Source organism: Rubidibacter lacunae KORDI 51-2, from assembly GCF_000473895.1.
Classification (GTDB): Bacteria; Cyanobacteriota; Cyanobacteriia; order Cyanobacteriales; family Rubidibacteraceae; genus Rubidibacter; species Rubidibacter lacunae.
This window is the reverse complement of record NZ_ASSJ01000031.1, coordinates 1-17347: the sequence shown is the minus strand read 5'-3', so window position 1 is coordinate 17347 and position 17347 is coordinate 1. Positions and strand designations below refer to the sequence as shown.

Here is a 17347-nt window from a genome sequence, read left to right as displayed (position 1 = left end):
GCCAAGATTTCCAGGCCGTAGACTAGGGCAAACACATCCTCGGAACCCCAGCTACATTTTTACAATTAGCTAGGCTGGAGCTGGACTGGTTGAGAACGGAGAGCTCGGTTCAAGCTCGACAGAGCGCTGAATCCCTAATTCAGTCGTGGCAGTGTACTCAATATGCGTTAGCCCTAGGTAGTAGACTTCTCGTCCGAGGCATTTGCCCGACCTACTCTGACGGGCGGCAATGCCATGGTGACTAGAGAAGTTTTTTAGGCAGCGAGTTGGAGACTGGGGAGCGAGTTAAGGTCTGGTAGGGCAGATGTCGATAGTTTGCCAAAGCCAAACTGCCGCTGTGGGTAGTGTGTCAGTCGGGCTTCCCGACAAACCCAATGGAGCAGCACTGGCGATGGAATTTCAGCGATTGGATTGCGGACTCTCCGTACGATCAATTGCCAGCCAGCGCGTTACCAGGACGGCTGCTATCAATAACGGAAGAGTCAAGACCCCCATCATTGCTGCTGTTGCATCTGGCTGCAGGGTGCGTTCCATACCGTAAAGCCGAATGAAAACGGCGATCGCCCCCGATAATCCGAGTACTTTGACAACAAACAACATTATGCTCTACCACGTGCGAACTGCTCGGGATCGAGATCGACCGAATCCATTTCTCAGAAACTGTCGGCTAACGCAGCTTGCGCTTAAGAAACGCAACTATTTGCACTAGCTGCTTCTTGAGAAGGACGGTTTCTTTCTCCAATGCCGCAACCTTTGTACGCAATTCCTGGACCTCCGCTGCGGCTGCATCAGATACGGGTGCAGCTGCGATCGGGGCATCGGCCGGCTTGGGCATCGGGGTAACCTTGGTGCGAGCATCTTTAATTGCCTCGATCAGCTGCTCTTTCTCAAACGGCTTCTCGATAAAGGCAAAGTGCTCAAAAGGCTCGGGCAGCTTCTCAGTGACTTCTTCCTTGCGGCCGGACATAACCACGAGCGGAATAGCCCGGAATTGCGGTTGCTTCTGGACTTCTCGATACACGTCCCAACCGCTCATCTTAGGTAGGAGGAAGTCGAGCAAAATCAAGTTGGGGTTCTGGGTGCGAATGAGCTCGAGTCCTTCACGCCCGTCCCGTGCTTCGATCACCTCGACATTGTTCGTAGGCAGCATGTCGATGATCCGCATGCGAATCATCCGACTGTCGTCGATGACTAGGATCCGTTGCACTGCCACGGCTAACTCCTCAAAAATTGGGATGCAGTAGGGATGCGAGCTTTGTAGATGCCAGTTAACGCGTCAAAAAAGTGCGTTTTCGAGCACTATACCGCAGTTTCCGCTATGCATTGGCGAAAAACAACGGCGCTCGGCAGCGGGCGGGCATATTCCCAAACCCCACTCAAAGAATCGAACACTCCTCTCACTTCGAATGGGGGGCGAAGGCAATTCTGCAGCACGCTTCCTCAGCGAAAGTTTACCCGCCAGTAACACTCGTTACAACAGTTGAGAGGCGCGGTCTTGGCTACCATGCTGGAGCGGGTTGCAACGACCGCCCAAAGCTGTCGCCACCATGCCAAACGAATTCGGAATATCTCGACCTCCAGAGGCGCATCTGCCCGAGCCTCGATCCTGCAATGCACCTCAATCGATCGCGCATACACTATGACGTCAATCCCACCATTACCTGGGTCGCTGCGATTACCTCATCCCGTCTTACCCCCCTGGCTCAGGCGCCCGTTCGGCAACGCCAGCGAAATCTCCAACGTGCAGCAGATTGTCAAGCAACGTCAGATCTATACGATTTGTGAAGAAGGACGTTGCCCTAATCGCGGTGAATGCTACTCGCGAGGTACGGCAACGTTTTTGCTGATGGGACCGACCTGCACGCGTGCCTGTGGATTCTGTCAGGTTGACAAAGGACGCGCACCGGAATCCCTCGACCCGGAGGAACCCCAGAAGGTGGCTGAATCCGTGGCAATACTGGGATTGCACTACGTAGTGCTAACAGCGGTGGCCCGCGACGATCTCGACGACGGAGGTGCGAGTTGGTTTGTAAAGACGATGCAGGCAATCCGCCAACACTGCCCGCAGACGCAAATTGAAGTGCTGACGCCTGACTTTTGGGGCGGCCGTGATGCCGTGCAGCAGCAACGCGATCGCGTCCGGACGTTAGTGAAAGCCCGACCTGCGTGCTATAACCACAACCTCGAAACCGTTCGGCGCTTGCAAGGTCCGGTACGTCGCGGGGCAAAATACGAACGCTCGCTTGAGGTGTTGAGGCTCGTGCGAGCTTGCGATCCTAGCGTACCGACGAAATCTGGGCTGATGCTGGGGCTGGGCGAAACCGAAGCCGAAGTCTTAGATGCTCTGCACGACCTGCGCTCGGTCGGTTGCGATCGCCTTACCCTGGGGCAGTATTTGCGCCCATCGCTGGCGCATTTACCGGTGCAGAAATACTGGACTCCAGAGGAATTCGACCGTCTGGGTAGTCTGGCACGGGAACAGGGATTTACCCACGTCCGTTCGGGTCCGTTGGTACGCAGCTCTTATCACGCAGGCGAAGTTGACTGACCCGATCGCATCGCACTCTCCCCAACGGTCTGCCTGGCGGGATCGCCCAGGCGGTTGCAATTCGGCAACGGTTATTGCCCGAGGAGCAACGATCTAAGATGAGTTCTAGATAAGCTGCTCCTCGCAATACCAAGTTTGGTAAAAGTTTAAGTCGATTGCTAGCGATAGAAGCTGGAACGACAGCGCCAACCGTTAAGCATAGGTTTTCGTTCACCTTCTGGGTAGACAGAGCCCGTTATTTCCGAAGATTGCCAACAGTTTTGTAAGGGGTTTAGGCTTTCTTAGCCAGAAAACGCGATCTAGACTGGATTATTCACGAAAATTTTGACGCAGCCTCAAACCCTTGCTCTGAATAGGCTCCAATCTGCGTGTATAGAAAGCACTGTCATTGAGAAAAAAAAGCCTGCAAGCCTTGCACGGCAAAAGGTTTAAGGTCTCGGCATAAGAGTTCGTGAATAATCCAGGCTAGGTAGGTCGAGTCAGCTCGCCCGGATGTTAGACCACAGGATAGGTTGACCCCGATGCGATCGATCCCTGCCCTGTGGGGGAACCGATTCGATCTGGACTTTGGACAAAAGCTGGTGTTTGCGAAGAAAGAACAAGGAGGGCTCGATGAGGGGGTGTCAAGTTTTTTGTGTAAGCAAGTAGACCTCAGTCGGTGAAGCACTCGGGATGCTCGATGGCAAATCGCGCTAGCACTACCTTCCAGTTCGCCAGTGGCATCGTCCATTTATCGTCAATCTTCTCCAGCGCTAGGTAGAGCAACTTGAAGACTGCTGCCTCTGACGGAAATGACCCCTTGGTCTTCAATACCTTCCGCAACGAGTCGTTCGGCGATTCAAACGCGTTGGTCGTGTCAATCACTCGCCGGATTTCTGGCGGGTAATCGAAGAACGAGATGACTTGCTCCCAGTGCCGCAATTACATCGCGCTGATGGTCGGGTCGGTGGGATCCCACTTCTCGGCGAACTCTGCTAGCGCATCCTCGGCGACAGCTACCGTCGCCGCGCGGTAAATCGCTTTCAGGTCCGCTGCTGGGGGTCTTGCGCTGCTTCCAGCCAACGTAATGCAGCGAGTTGCACACCTGGGCACCAGACACAGTTGCACCCCGGCCTCGAGCAATGTCGCGGCGATCGCCTCGGAAAACGCGCTCAGCTCATCGACGCAGGTGATGAAGATGCGCTCCCCTCCCCGGTTCTTCAGGTCCCTCAACACCGACAACCAGAACTTGGCGCACCCGTTCGGCGACAGCCACACCCTAGCACTTCCATCTGCCCATCCAGGGTCACCCCCAGCCCCAGATAAATCGACACCGACTGCACCCGCTCGTCCTGGTTGGCGGACTTTCACCCGCAGGGCATCGAGCCAGACAATTGGGTAGATTGCCGCTAGCGGGCGAGAGTGTCACTGGCGCAGCTCGGCCAGCACGGTATAGGTGACCTGACTGACCAGCTCGGGGAGATGTCCACACCATAGAGGTCGCGCAGTTGTGCCTGAAGGTCTGGGTGCTGCTCCCACGGGCGGAGAGTGCCAGAATCTTCTCGTCTATGCCCGCTAGGCAACGTTGACCTTTAGGCACGAGGACGGGCGTGAATTCGCTGCGACGGTCGCGCGGAATCTGCAGCTCGAGGCTGCCTTGGTTGCTGTGGACGGTTTGGCGCGAGTCGCCGTTGCGACTGTTGGGCAGGGCATTGGGATCGGCAGCCTGCTGCTAGAGGTGGTGGGTCAATTCGCCTTGGAGGGCGGGTTCGACCAAACGGGTGGTGAGCTGTTTGAGCAGCCCATGCTCGCCGAGGATTTGCTAGGGACCGGAGTAATGCTGCAGGAGTTGGTTGAGAAGCTGGTCGGCTTCGGAGGGTTCTGACTCGCGTCTGGGCATGGGTTGCGGTCTCCTATTGGGTTATCTCTCTGACCGCTTACACAAAAAACATTTACAGGCTCACTACTCGCATCACATTGTCCCGGATTTAGTATTACCGGCTTAAGCTAGGCTAGCTAAAGCTTTTCCCGAACAGTGAACCTACTAGCATTGCGGCGTGATGCTAGATTCAACGGCAAGAGAATCTGGATGCCCCCATTCGAAGCTATATCGAATCTTTGGCAATCTTCCTGGTTTCATCACGCGGAAAACGTTGCTTTAGCACCCTAACCAGATAGAGAACGGGGAGGCGATCGCCGACAATGCAGCACAGCTTGGAGAGCACTAGCATCCCGCGCTGCGCCCCCACTGCAAGTGTAGTTGTTTACCCAAGTTCGATTTGCAACAAACCCTGCTGCCGTTTCGGCATCGGCTTTTGTAGGATCTCTTCAGCGACAAACTCACTTTGCCGGCTCGGTTTCTCGTAGCTGCAAGAATTCCATAAGGGCTTGCGCTCGCGCACGTATCGTTGCTATGTGTCCTCCGTAAGTAAGGGCGCTTACTTTTTGGCGATCGCGAGCGCATCCTGCAAACGCGACGCATCAAGACCGCGGCGGTTGAACAGCAACCACGACTGCATCAGATCGTGACCGCGTAGGTCGCCTGTAAGGGCAGCCCGCAAGGATTTCATTACGACGCCCTTCTTCACGCCGCAGGCCTTCGTCACATGTTTGACCAAATCTTGCGCGGATTCCAGATCGAACGGCGAGCGGTCGGCCAGCCTGTCCGCCGTTGCTTGAAGGATAGCGCCAACGCCGTCTTGCTGGAGCTGTGTGGTCGCAGCGTCGCTGAAACTTAGTGTCTTGGCGAAAAACACCTGACTTTGCTCGGTTGCGTCACTCAGGCGCGTCAGGCTCGTGGCGATCAGCGCAGCCATATCTTCCAGCCAGGGACGATCGCGCTCTAGGTCGAAGGCAAACCCAGCGGCTTGCCAGCGCGGCACCAGCAGCTCGACCAAATCGGTAGGGGGTAGGTGGTGTAAATACTGACTGTTGATCCAATCCAGCTTCGCCCAGTCGAACTTAGCCCCGGCTTTACTGACGCGATCGAGGCTAAACAGCTTGGCGGCTTCGGAGAGCGTGAAGAGCTCCTGGGTCGAATCCGGAGGCGTCCAGCCTAACAGTGCCATATAGTTTGCCATTGCCTTGGGTAATAAACCCAGGTCGCGAAAGTCGAAAATCGACGTAACGTTATCGCGCTTGGATAGCTTTTGACCTTGCTCGTTGAGGATCAGCGGCGTATGCGCGAAAGCTGGCTCCTTCGCGCCAAATGCCTCGTAGAGCAAAATTTGCTTGGCGGTGTTGGCAATGTGGTCTTCGCCGCGAATGACATGGGAGATCTGCATCTCTAAGTCGTCCACTACCACCGCCAGGTTGTACAGAGGTTGTCCGAAATCCTCGGTCTCGGAACGCCGTGCGATGACCATGTCACCGCCCAGATCCCCTGCCTGCCAAGCCACACGACCGCGGACGCAGTCGTCCCAGACGACCTCGCGATCGTCATCGATGCGGAAGCGAATCACCGGCCGCCGGCCTTCGGCTTCGAAAGCGGCGCATTGCTCTGGTGTGAGGTCCCGGTGGCGGTTGTCGTAGCGCGGCGCTTGGTTGACCGCCCGTTGGCGATCGCGTAAGGCTTTCAACTCTTCTTCCGAGGTGAAGCAGCGGTAAGCCAGACCTTTATCGAGCAGCGTTTGGACGGCCTCGCGATATAGGTGCAAGCGCTCGGATTGAAAATACGGTCCTTCGTCCCAAGTCATACCGAGCCAGGTCAGTCCCGCCTTGATGTTCTCAGTGAATTCCGGACGCGATCGCGCCGTATCGGTGTCTTCCACGCGCAGGATAAACGTGCCCCCGTGATGGCGGGCGAACAGCCAGTTGAACACGGCCGTACGTGCGGTACCGATGTGGAGTTTGCCGGTGGGGCTGGGAGCAATGCGGACTCTGACGGACATGACGGGCGCAGCCGAAAAGGACCCGACCATTGTAGCGATCGCCCACTTGGGATCGGAAGACGGCGCGATCGCGCGCTCAGCCGGCCCTCAGCAAAGGATTAGCCTCAGCTTAGTTCCCAGTCAGTCTGCACTCAGACGCCGATCGCATTTTAGGAACTGTCAGCGATCGATCCCGCACAACCCCTCAGAGGAACACGCGATGAAACGCTTAGTCTTTGGAACCCTTTCGCTACTAATGCTTGCCTCGGCCTACGCTCCTGCCATTTCGGCCGGCGAACTCTCCTCAGTCCGTCATAGCGAAACTCGCGTTCAGCTTGCTCAAAACACCAATCTCATTGCCAGCGGAACTTTTGTCACCACAGAGCAAGACCATCCCACCAAAGGAACAGCGCGCATTGTCTTGGAAAACAACCGCCGGGTCCTGGTCTTCGACTCCGGCTTTACAACTGCTGAGGGACCGGACGTACAAGTCGTGCTCTATCGCGGCACCTCGGTGCCGGTGAATCTTGAAGCAAGTCGCTATGTAACGCTTGCCGCGCTGCAAAGCTTTGAGGGCACTCAGCGCTACGTCCTCCCCAACGACCTCGACCTCGACGACTTCAGCGCTGTTGCAATCTGGTGCCGAGCGTTCAACGTCACCTTCGGATATGCCACTTTAATAGAGTAAGAAATGCTGTCGCTCCCGTCGCTCTAGTCCTTTAGCTCGGCTGGGCAAACCCACTGAGTTAATCTGTTTGGGATTCAGCACGATCGCCTACCTGCCACTACGGATTTCGCCGACTCTACCGGAGACTATCGCATCGGCCGCGTTAGAGCCGCAGAACTCCGCCGTAGCACGAGTGCCTGAGGCTGTTCGATCGCAGAAACTTTGTCAGACGATATCTTCCTGCAACTGGTTGAGATCCAATTCGGTATCCTATAGAGCAACCTTAGCTAGACAATTAGCTAGATCGGCGATTGCCAATAGCACCCCGAACAGCGGGGTTGCAAAAGGTGCCGAGGTCGATTGCCTCCGGCACTATCAGTTGCACCTCCAACTCGAAATTTTGATAAATAGCTTAAATGCCGCACAGCCGGATTTACGTAAAGAAGTTCCGGCTGTGCTTGCTAAATCGATAAGGCTGGCAATAGTTGCGCACTACTGGTGCTCGTATCGGGCAATAGCTCAACCGCTCGTTGCCATGTCAACTAGTCAACAGTTTAGGGTTGTGGGCGTCTAAGCTCTACTCGGCCGGAGCCGTAGGAACATCATCAGCGTCTGGGAGTGCCGATCCTGCCCACTGCCCGAGCAATCTTGCCCAGTCGATCGTAATGACTCGAGGCAAGAGAATGCAGGCAGCCGCATTGAACAGCGTCATCAACAGAAATTCCGGCCAAGACATAGGCACTCCATCAGGACTATTGTCGTTGCTCGTCGCTATCCCAGTATCCCGGAAGTTCCCGCTCGATTGCGACCCATAACCAATGGGATTCGTTGTTGCACGAATAACTTTTACTGAAGATAAGTTTTGTATCGGAATGGCAGCCAGGTTCGAATCTTCAAAACCGATAGGTGCTGAGATCTCAGCTATAGTGTGTTTTCGATCGCGTCATCTGCTGCATCATGTGCAATTCTAAATACTTGCATATACAGCAAACTCAAAACTGTTTATGCGATGTGCAACAGGTCGTGTAGGGAATTGAAATGTACGTTTGACGCGCCCGGTCGCGATTTCAGTTCGTATTTACCCGGCTGCAGTTGCGTTGATAGCGGACCGATCGGCAGGATCCTCACGGGCTCCAAATTGCGGGCTGCGTGAAGCCTGCAGATGCAGCTGGTCCTCTGCAAGTAGTCTTGGTTATAGTCGCCGAGCTCAGGTGCGGAGCGGCAATGCGGAAATAGCGATGCTGATTCTGGAAGCCAGCCAGCTCGAATATTGCCCGCTCGTACAGCAGGTCGGTGGAACAATACAAGTCGTGCCGGGAGCTGAGTACCGAGGGCGTTTGTTTATTAAGGGTGAAACGATCGCACTCCACCGTCGCGATGCTGCCGTGCAGTTAAGCCGCCAGCACTTCGAAGCATTCGACGGAAAAGTGTACGTGCTGCTTGTGGACGATCGCAATGCCTGGACCCTTTGGTACCAGGATCGCACTGCCCGCCGCGGCGATTCGAACGAGAATCTTGTGGCAGCGATCGATCTCAAGATACTCGTCGCGCAAATGCGATCGCCAACCGGCGTAAGTATTAAGAGCAGGCGCTATCGCTGTCGCGTGTACCCACGCTGTTTTCGAGGTAGCGAGGCAACTGCCTGGCTAAAATCGCATCTTCATCTTTCGCGAGCGGATGCTCTGAGCCTCGGGCATAGGCTAATTGCTGAGGGTTGGATGCTCAACGTCACGGGCGTTCGCGCCTGCGAAGACGACCGATTACTCTATCGTTTCTATCATGATGAGTGATGATTTGCGGACACCCAAGCCATATCAGACGGCGAGATCTCTCCTTCACGCGGTTGACAGGTGCTTGGCAACGTTATATTTGTTAATGAAGTTATCAATACGAACTCTACTTTGCCTTAAGCAGATACCCACACTAAATTGACATGCGGCGGTATCCGCACCTGAAGCTTCTGAGGTCGGTAGTTCTCTTGAGTGGATTGAATTATTGGTATTAGATTATGCCGTTGCTGATTTCGCTGGTACTTGCCGTAGCTGCAACCCTTCTGAGCCTGAGCGTTCAGGAGGAGATTGTCAGAGTTGCGGCAGTAGCTGTGGCAGCAATCTGCGGTGTTCTGAGCTTACTTCTGGCTCCCTTGGCGCTCAAGGTGGTGCTAGTGCTTGCCCCCTTCATCGGTCCTAAGCTGTTTCAGTGATTGCGGGAACAGGGATCGCGAGCGAACTTGGTTTTTTCACTGACGCACCTCAAAGTAGTGTTGCATGGTGACACTTACTCTCAAGATTCTGCACATCTCAACGTTTTGCTTAGACGTGTGGCTGTAGAAGGTGCCCACCTGGTAGCGGGGTTGATGGATCGATACCAGCGGTAACGAGCGTCGCGTGCTGGCGAGAGTGTGGCATCGGGCCGCAGCCAGACCCAACTAGGAGCGTCGAACCGCTAATCGCCAATTGCCTCGCGACTGCGGAACGTTTCCCATCCCCCCTGCGGTGTCCAGAGCAGCGCGCCATCGCGACCGGTCCACAGCACATCCGTTGCTTGGCGGTAGAGTTGGCGGCGAGCGCAGCGAGCCACCGATCGCGCCGAGGCGATCGCCACCTCCGGATCGAGCGCGCGCAGCCAGTCGTAATCTATCGGGCTGCCCGTCCACAACAACACGTCTGCATCCAGCACTTCAGCCGCCTGCAGCGATCGCGACCGGCACTGGGAATCTCCAAGGCGATCGCCCGAAATCACCCACGACGCTGTGCCCAACTGCATCGACAGCAGCAGCGGCTCCACTTGGCGCACTGCAATCGCGCTGTCGCCCAGAGCGAACCGCTCTCCAACTGCCAGCGGTTCGGTCCACAACTCCCCAACCGCAACTTCCTCGGCGATCTCCGACCAGCATGCTGCTGCCTCCGGTGACAGCGCCACGCCCAAGTCAATGCGATCGATCCCTTGCTGGCGCAGGAACGGCAGCACCGTGTAGGTTGCCACATTGGTTGCGCGCACGCGCATCCGCTCCACCGCCTCATCATCGTTGCCCCGCTCCGGTGCCACATCCACCAGCACCGCCACCGTCCCGCGTTCGCGCACGACGGTAACTTGTTCGCGCCCGGCTTCTAGGACTGCTACTTGCTGCAACGTCGCGCGCGCCACCACCACTGGCACCAATACCGACACGATCGCCAAAAACAATACCAACGGCCAGACCCGCCGCACGCGTGCGAACTGCCAAATGACTACGATCGCGAGGTATAACAATCCCATGTGCCACGAGGCGATCGTGCCCAGCGCCTGAGTACTTCCTGGCAGACTCGCGAGCCAACTCACCACTCCCAGCAACATCAGCGTCGGGAACTGAACTATCCAAGCGATCGCGCTGCCGGCAACCGGCCAGATGGCTGCCGCTGCAGCGCCCAACATCCCGCCATAGCTCACGAGGATAACTAGTGGAGTTGTGATGATGCTGGCAACGATGCTGTAGGGAGCGACGACCCCGAATGCATGCAACTGCAGCGGCAGCACCCACGGCAATACCGCCACCGGGACAGCAACGATCCCCGCAATCCGCACCGGCAACCAGTTCAGCCACCACGCGATTGGCTCGACTGTCACCAGCAGTCCCAGCGCGGACAAAAAGCTCAGCTGAAACCCTAAATCTGCGATCCATAGCGGATTCACCAGAAGCAACAGCACGGCTGCCAACAATAGCGAACCAACGGCATTCACTTTGCGATCGCCGGCCATCGCCACCAGCACTACCGCACCCATAAACGCCGCTCTCAGCACTGACGGCGACGCGCCCGTCAGCCCTGCATAAAGCATCAGCACACCCAGCCCGATCCCGACGCGCCAGCTCCGCACGAACCGCTGCGTCGCTGCTAACACTGCAGCCAGCAGCAACGCTACATGAAACCCCGACGCGGCCAGCACGTGCGCCAACCCAACCCGAATGAAGCGATCGCTTACCTCCGGCGGTAGATCGGTCGCGCGCCGCCCGAGCGTCACCGAGGCGATCGTCTCACCGCGCGGGGACTCTACCCCCCGGACAAATGCCGACGAGATGCGACGTCTAAGCTGCCACCAACCCGGCGCGATCGCCCGATCTAGCACCGCGATCGCCTCAGCGTCGTCTGCCGACAATCCAGCAAAAATGCCGCGCCGCGCCAGGTACGCGCTGAAGTCAAACGCCCCCGGATTGGCCGGCCGACGCGGTCGGTACAGGCCGCCTGTTACCGCGATTGTCCGTCCCGGTAGCACGTCGGCCGCCGCGACTCGCGGCACCTTCACGTACAACCTGCCGCCCACCGTTTGCAAAGGCCCATCCCGCCGCTCGAACTCTTCGACCGCCAGCTCGAAACGCGCGGTGTCCGCTCGCGACTGGCGCGGAATCGTCAGTACCCTACCTTGGACTGTCCCAACCAGATAATTTACCGGCGCGGTAACCCCGTTGGAGGACTCGGACAACGGCTGGAACAAGCGACTGATATCGGTCGGACCCGGCTGCGGCACGCGAGCATGCAAGTAAATCACCGCCAAGGCCGCAATCGCGCCGGCCGTCACCCACGCGGTCGGTTGCGGTCCCCGCCGCCAGCGCCGCGGGATCGTTGCCGCCGCCACTCCACCCGCGATCGCCAGCACCGCAGCTACCGCGATCGCCGACGGCCAGTGCAGCACGGCCGCCGCCAGCCCGAACTCGTCAGCCGCCAGCAGCCCACCGATGTATGCCCATCCCCACAAAACCGACCGCGATCGCTCCATGCTGTTGCTCCAGCGCGTCTGGTCCGGCCCCACTCTAGCCGCGATGCCATCAGCGATCGCCGCCGGTCGCTTTCAGATGCAATTGCCCGACTAAATCGACAAGCCCAGCTTCAGCCCTAGCAGTGCGTGCACAAACATCAAGCACAACACAGCGCTGCCCAGATAAGCGTGAGCGGTTCGCAACTGCGAACGATTGCCACCAAACCCACTCAGCGAGAGCGCGCCATTCACTGCCAGTAGCACAAGTACCACCGACCCCGTCCAAAAATGCGGGCTGCTCAAAATCGGTTCGTCGCGCATCACTAAGGCCAACAAACCGCCCGTATAGCCTGCCGCCATGAATGCAAACATCCAAGGCGCGAGCTTGCGGTGATCGGCGCGGCTTTGCACTGCCGTGCTGCCATCCGTTACCACGCGACCGCGCCAGCCCGTCAACCCGACAAAGCTGCCCATCGCAAACACTACGATCGCCATCATTATCGGATGTCCCCAATGCACAATTGGCTCTGGCACGCCCAACCCGTTAAAGAAATTCGCGATCGGCTCTAAAAACGCACGCAAATCCATGGTTCCGCTCTCACTATCATTCGGTCACCTTAATCGATCCACCAGCAATCTATCGACGGCCACACCTGCTCGGAACCAACTGCCAGCCAGTTAAATTTAATCGAAGGTATGGATGAGGTGCGCGATCGCGCGATCGCCTCAATCGAGCAGTAAGGCGCGAGTTCGCGGGACCGAAATCGGGACGGCCGCGACCCCGGAGCTATGCAGCAATGGCTTCAACCAGGCACCAGCGATACGCCAACCCGGTGGTATGGGTCACTCCACTAAGGCGCTCGTGCTCGGGCTCGGACGGGGGGTTGCGTTGAGATGATATGATCGCCAAGTCAAGTTTTAACCCCTCCCGCACCGTGCAATGTTGATGCGACCGCTCTCTCACTTCGCGCTAAGCTGCCTGACCGTTGGCGTACTCTGTTGCGCCACCAGCACCGTCCGCGCCCAAACGCCCGCCGTCGAAGTAAATGACGCCGCCGCAGAAACTGAGGGAGATGGTACGGACGTATCTGAAGAGGTGGCGCGCCCGCTTGCACAACCCGATAGCCTACTCAGCCTGCAAGGTGGCGAGCGCCTTTTAGCCGAGGCCGGGGAAGCGATCGATGCTGAAAATTACGACCTCGCTGAGGAACGGCTCCTCGATGCCCGGCGCGTATTCAACCAGCTTTCCAATTTCTATCAACAACTTGCCAGTAGCTTCCAGGGCATCGACTTCCGCGTTGCCGAGAGCCAGCGCCAGCAGGCAGTCCAAACTGCACAATTGCGCGACGAAGCTACTTATCGCCTCGCACTCGTTCACCGCGCTAAGGGGGAACCCGAACTCGCCGTTCCGCTGCTCGTCCAAGTAGTGCGATCGCAGAACCCCACGTCCGAACTCGGTCAGAAAGCTTATCGCCAGCTATTTGAGCTGGGCTTTGTAGACACCCAGTTCCCACCGGGCAGTAGCCGGCCCCAGAGCGCACCGACCACAACGACCGGTGAACGCTAGAAAATGCGCCATCCAGGCTTTTAACAGCCCGTTGCCGTCCCTAGACCAAGACAGATCCTTACAATGAAGTCGTTCGCTTGTTTGGTATGGCTGCATTTGTAAGTGGTTGTCTGAAAAGAGTCCAGCCGGGTATCGAGTACCCCGAGCAACCTATAGAAAGTTCCCCAAAGTCCTATTCCCTTGCTGCGATGCATGCGACCGCTTTCGCGCGAGTGGATTTTTCAAACAGCCTTTAAGGAACAAGTATGGTCGATCTCAACCACGTTAAATCCACTATCGAATCCCAACTGCCCGATGCTCTCGTTCGCGTTCAGGACCTTACGGGTGGGGGCGACCACCTTGAGGCGATCGTGATTTCGCCAGCGTTTGCTGGGAAGTCGCGCGTGCAGCAGCACCAACTTGTATACCGCGCTTTGCGCTCCGAACTGGCGTCTGAAGCAATTCACGCTTTGGCTCTCAAAACCTTCACGCCCGAATCCTGGTCGGACTCCGGACTGACTCTCTAGAGGTTAGAGAGTCGATATCGCAACCTGCCGGGCAAGCTGGCGACCCATTGACCTGGTGTAGTCGGTCAAGCTGAGGTCATCGGGTTTTCGCGTCGCCCGCCGAACTCGTTAGAATCGCAGAAAATCGAGTACGCAAGCTGCTACCCCCCGAATCATTATGACCCCGGAAACCAAAGCACGCATCGAAACGCTGATCCAGCAAAACAAAGTCATGGTCTTCATGAAAGGCACGAAGTTGATGCCTTTGTGCGGGTTCTCTAACAACGTCGTGCAGATTCTCAACATGCTTGGCGTTCCTTACGAAACCCTTGACGTGCTGGAAGATCCCGAAATCCGCCAGGGTATCAAGGAGTACTCCGAATGGCCGACGATCCCGCAGCTTTACGTTAACGGCGAACTCGTTGGCGGCTCGGACATCGCGATCGAGCTTTATCAAAGCGGCGAACTCCAGCAAATGCTGGAAGTGGCGCTGGCATCTTAGGCTGGGCGAATTTGCCCGCGCGCTGCCGCCGACCCATCTTAACCAGCCGCATTCTGGGGTTTGGGCGCTCGCGACAGTGCTTGTTGTCGGGCGCTCTTGTCCGAGCCTTTCATAGTGCGGTTGAGTGAGGAATTCGACCGCATTGCAACTTTTGAGGCTCATACCAATCACGCGGGTTCCCGTTCCAGGTCGCACAACCGGAATACCCCGTGCCAACTCTCACCAAGCTATCCGCACGCAACTTTTGTGGATATAGCAGTTGGGGAGCTGGTTCGAACACTTCAAGCCTGAAACGACCGTGCATGGGGACTTCCATTCTGGAAATCGTCCAGACGCTCCCTTCCTTAGCTATCGGTATCACCCACTCGGTCGGGATCGGAGCACCGGGCACGAGCCGATCGCCCGATTCCGCCGCGAGTCGCCCTCCGTTACAATGCGCTAAGAATCTGAACGAAGGACGAAACGGCGGGATGCGCGTAGCGATAGTCGGTGGGGGTTTGGCGGGTTTGGCAACAGCAGTAGAGCTTGTCGATGCCGGGTGTGCGGTCGAAATCTTCGAAGCTCGACCGTTTGCGGGTGGCAAGGTGGGCAGCTGGGTCGATGCCGACGGCAACCACGTCGAGATGGGCTTGCACGTTTTCTTCGGTTGCTACTACCGGCTGTTCGGGCTGATGGAAAAAGTCGGCGCGATCGCCAATCTGCGCTTGAAGGAGCACGTTCACACCTTCATCAACCGCGGCGGTCGCACCGGCGAGTTGGACTTTCGCTTCCTGACGGGCGCGCCGTTTAACGGGTTGAAGGCATTCTTTACGACGTCTCAGTTGTCGGCGATCGACAAACTTGCCAACTCGCTTGCCCTGGGTACGAGCCCGATCGTTCGTGGGTTGGTCGATTTGGATGGCGCGATGCGGACGATTCGCGACCTCGATCGCGTCAGTTTTGCCGACTGGTTCCGCAGCCACGGGGGGAATATCGGCAGCCTCAAGCGCCTGTGGAACCCGATCGCCTATGCTCTGGGCTTCATCGATACCGAGCATATTTCCGCCCGCTGCATGCTGACGATCTTTCAATTCTTTGCAGCACGCTCCGAGGCCTCGGTATTGCGGATGCTTGAAGGCTCGCCGGATACCTATCTGACCCAACCAATTTTGCGTTACCTCGAAGAACGGGGGGCGAAACTCCACATTCGCCGCCGCGTCCGGGAGGTGCAATACGAGGAAATCGACGGTATCCCACGCGTCACCAAGCTGATCGTCGCCCAAGGCGATATCGAAGAAGCGATCGCGGCAGATGTTTATGTGGCGGCGTGTGATGTACCGGGTATCCAGCGCCTGCTGCCAACAGCCTGGCGGCGTTGGTCCGAATTCGACAATATCTACAAACTCGATGCCGTTCCCGTGGCAACGGTGCAGCTGCGCTTCGACGGGTGGGTCACGGAGCTACACGATGCCAAGCGGCGCCAGCAGCTCGTGACCGCTGCCGGCATCGATAATTTGCTTTACACGCCCGATGCCGACTTCTCCTGTTTCGCAGACCTCGCCCTAACCAGTCCCGGCGACTATTACCGCGAGGGTGAAGGGTCGCTGCTGCAGCTAGTCCTGACGCCCGGCGATCCGTTCATAAAGGCAAAGAACGAGGCGATCGCTCAGCACGTCCTGGAGCAAGTAAGGGAGCTGTTCCCGTCGGCACGGGAGCTGAACATGACCTGGTACAGCGTCGTGAAGTTGGCACAGTCTCTGTATCGCGAGGCACCAGGTATGGATCCGTATCGCCCGTCGCAGCAAACGCCCGTTCCCAATTTCTTCCTGGCCGGTAGTTATACTCAGCAAGATTATATCGACAGTATGGAAGGCGCGACGCTGTCCGGACAACAGGCAGCGCGAGCTATCCTGGCACGGTTTCAACCATTTTCACGCGATCGCCAACCCGCTACCGCACGCTGAGGTTTTGCACTCATGACTGACTGGCTCGAACATAGCGTGCAAGTGGAAGTGGACGTCCCCATCGAGTTGGCTTGGGGGCTCTGGTCGGATCTCGAGCAGATGCCGCGCTGGATGCAGTGGATCGAATCGGTGGAAGTGCTAGCGGACAATCCCGACCTATCGCGCTGGAAACTGACTTCGGGCGGGCTGGAGTTTAGCTGGCTCTCGCGGATCCTACAGACCGTGCCGCATCAGATCATTCAGTGGGAGTCGGTGGACGGACTGCCGAATCGCGGCGCGGTGCGGTTTTACGATCGCAAGGGCAGCAGCATCGTTAAGTTGACGATTGCCTATGCCATCCCCGGCATCCTCGGCCAGTTGATGGATAACCTGTTCCTAGGTCGCGCCGTGGAAGGCACCCTCCGCAACGACCTCGAGCGCTTCCGAACCTATGCGATCGCTGCCCGCGCCGGTCCGCCGCCCACCGACGTCAGTTAAGCAGTCCCCGTGCAGATTCATCGTCCCGAATCTTGGCCGGTAACCGCAGCTGAAGCAATTGCGCTGCAGCAAACGCTCGCACCTGAGGTATTGACCGCCGATTGCCTCCCCGACCCGATTCGTAGGGTAGCGGGGGTGGATGCTGGCTTTGAAGCGAACGGACAGATCGCGCGGGCTGCTGTCGTGGTGCTGTCGTTTCCAGAACTAACGCCCGTGGACGGGCACTCGTGCGGCGCCCGACGGCGTTTCCCTACGTACCGGGTTTGCTGTCATTTCGGGAAGTGCCGGCGGCGTTGGATGCCCTCGCCCGACTTCAAACCGTGCCGGATGTCATCCTTTGCGACGGACAAGGACTCGCCCATCCCAGGCGATTTGGCATTGCCTGCCACCTGGGAACCATTTGCGATTGCGCCACAATTGGCGTTGCCAAATCCAGACTAATCGGCACCCACACTGAGGTTCCAGCGAAGAAAGGAGCCTGGGTACCGCTAATGGACAACGGCGATCGCGTCGGTGCCGTTCTCCGCAGCCGCACCAATACCAAGCCGCTGTTCGTTTCCGTCGGTCACAAGATCGCCC

Annotated in this window: 18 protein-coding genes and 1 pseudogene; 10 read left to right on the top strand and 9 right to left on the bottom strand. The window is 57.5% G+C overall.

The genetic code is table 11. The features are described 5' to 3' along the window. Positions 1–399: 399 nt before the first annotated feature. Both KR51_RS05365 and KR51_RS05360 read right to left on the bottom strand, forming a co-directional pair. Positions 400–600: a hypothetical protein gene (locus tag KR51_RS05365; protein WP_022605649.1), complete on the bottom strand. Its 201-nt coding sequence runs from the start codon at positions 598–600 to the stop codon at positions 400–402. 67 nt (positions 601–667) lie between these two features. After that, positions 668–1213 carry a response regulator gene (locus tag KR51_RS05360; RefSeq protein WP_022605647.1) on the bottom strand — a complete coding sequence of 182 codons (546 nt, stop codon included), beginning with the start codon at positions 1211–1213 and terminating at the stop codon, positions 668–670. Between the two features lie 426 nt (positions 1214–1639). On the opposite strand from KR51_RS05360, the gene lipA reads away from it, so the two are divergent. Further along, entirely contained in the window at positions 1640–2548 is a 909-nt protein-coding gene (gene lipA, locus KR51_RS05355; protein ID WP_022605645.1) for a lipoyl synthase, read from the top strand. 651 nt (positions 2549–3199) lie between these two features. Here lipA and KR51_RS05350 read toward each other — a convergent pair. The 3 genes and pseudogenes from KR51_RS05350 to gltX form a co-directional block, all read right to left on the bottom strand. Beyond that, positions 3200–3898 (bottom strand): annotated as a pseudogene (locus KR51_RS05350) (transposase). Further along, a complete protein-coding gene (locus KR51_RS20895) occupies positions 3834–4235 on the bottom strand; it encodes a transposase (protein WP_332254503.1) in 402 nt (133 codons plus the stop codon). The pseudogene KR51_RS05350 and the gene KR51_RS20895 overlap by 65 nt, the downstream one beginning before the upstream one ends. A gap of 730 nt (positions 4236–4965) precedes the next feature. Next, entirely contained in the window at positions 4966–6417 is a 1452-nt protein-coding gene (gene gltX / locus KR51_RS05345; RefSeq protein WP_022605642.1) for a glutamate--tRNA ligase, read from the bottom strand. Positions 6418–6616: 199 nt separating this feature from the next. Here gltX and KR51_RS05340 point away from each other — a divergent pair, with 199 nt between their 5' ends. Continuing rightward, on the top strand, positions 6617–7084 hold the full coding sequence (locus KR51_RS05340) for a DM13 domain-containing protein (protein ID WP_022605640.1): 468 nt from the start codon (positions 6617–6619) through the stop codon (positions 7082–7084). Positions 7085–7640: 556 nt separating this feature from the next. On the opposite strand, the gene KR51_RS20095 is transcribed toward KR51_RS05340, so the two are convergent. Together KR51_RS20095 and KR51_RS20890 are read right to left on the bottom strand one after the other, a co-directional pair. Then, positions 7641–7799: a hypothetical protein gene (locus tag KR51_RS20095; RefSeq protein ID WP_022605638.1), complete on the bottom strand. Its 159-nt coding sequence runs from the start codon at positions 7797–7799 to the stop codon at positions 7641–7643. 266 nt (positions 7800–8065) lie between these two features. Continuing rightward, positions 8066–8191, bottom strand: a complete 126-nt coding sequence (locus tag KR51_RS20890; RefSeq protein WP_269634880.1) for a hypothetical protein — start codon at positions 8189–8191, stop codon at positions 8066–8068. Positions 8192–8301: 110 nt separating this feature from the next. Between KR51_RS20890 and KR51_RS05335 the strand changes: the two genes are divergently transcribed. Next, positions 8302–8853, top strand: a complete 552-nt coding sequence (locus KR51_RS05335) for a domain found in dishevelled, Egl-10, and Pleckstrin (DEP) (protein ID WP_022605636.1) — start codon at positions 8302–8304, stop codon at positions 8851–8853. A 218-nt stretch (positions 8854–9071) separates the two neighbouring features. Next, the gene (locus tag KR51_RS05330; RefSeq protein WP_022605634.1) at positions 9072–9266 is read left to right on the top strand and encodes a hypothetical protein; all 195 of its coding nucleotides are present in this window, start codon (positions 9072–9074) and stop codon (positions 9264–9266) included. 242 nt (positions 9267–9508) lie between these two features. On the opposite strand, the gene KR51_RS05325 is transcribed toward KR51_RS05330, so the two are convergent. Then, positions 9509–11815 (bottom strand): ComEC/Rec2 family competence protein, encoded by a 2307-nt coding sequence (locus tag KR51_RS05325; protein WP_022605632.1) that lies wholly within the window; start codon positions 11813–11815, stop codon positions 9509–9511. 90 nt (positions 11816–11905) lie between these two features. Then, the gene (locus KR51_RS05320) at positions 11906–12382 is read right to left on the bottom strand and encodes a DUF4079 domain-containing protein (RefSeq protein WP_022605630.1); all 477 of its coding nucleotides are present in this window, start codon (positions 12380–12382) and stop codon (positions 11906–11908) included. A 352-nt stretch (positions 12383–12734) separates the two neighbouring features. Here KR51_RS05320 and KR51_RS05315 point away from each other — a divergent pair, with 352 nt between their 5' ends. The 6 genes from KR51_RS05315 to KR51_RS21190 form a co-directional block, all read left to right on the top strand. Beyond that, positions 12735–13361 (top strand): tetratricopeptide repeat protein, encoded by a 627-nt coding sequence (locus KR51_RS05315; protein ID WP_022605628.1) that lies wholly within the window; start codon positions 12735–12737, stop codon positions 13359–13361. Between the two features lie 245 nt (positions 13362–13606). Continuing rightward, a complete protein-coding gene (locus tag KR51_RS05310) occupies positions 13607–13867 on the top strand; it encodes a BolA family protein (RefSeq protein ID WP_022605626.1) in 261 nt (86 codons plus the stop codon). 157 nt (positions 13868–14024) lie between these two features. After that, positions 14025–14348 (top strand): Grx4 family monothiol glutaredoxin, encoded by a 324-nt coding sequence (grxD, locus tag KR51_RS05305; protein ID WP_022605624.1) that lies wholly within the window; start codon positions 14025–14027, stop codon positions 14346–14348. A gap of 470 nt (positions 14349–14818) precedes the next feature. Further along, the gene (gene zds, locus KR51_RS05300) at positions 14819–16291 is read left to right on the top strand and encodes a 9,9'-di-cis-zeta-carotene desaturase (RefSeq protein WP_040655267.1); all 1473 of its coding nucleotides are present in this window, start codon (positions 14819–14821) and stop codon (positions 16289–16291) included. Between the two features lie 12 nt (positions 16292–16303). Then, entirely contained in the window at positions 16304–16768 is a 465-nt protein-coding gene (locus KR51_RS05295) for an SRPBCC family protein (protein ID WP_022605620.1), read from the top strand. A 227-nt stretch (positions 16769–16995) separates the two neighbouring features. Further along, positions 16996–17347: endonuclease V (locus tag KR51_RS21190; protein ID WP_198016697.1), on the top strand; the 352-nt coding region annotated here is incomplete at its 3' end.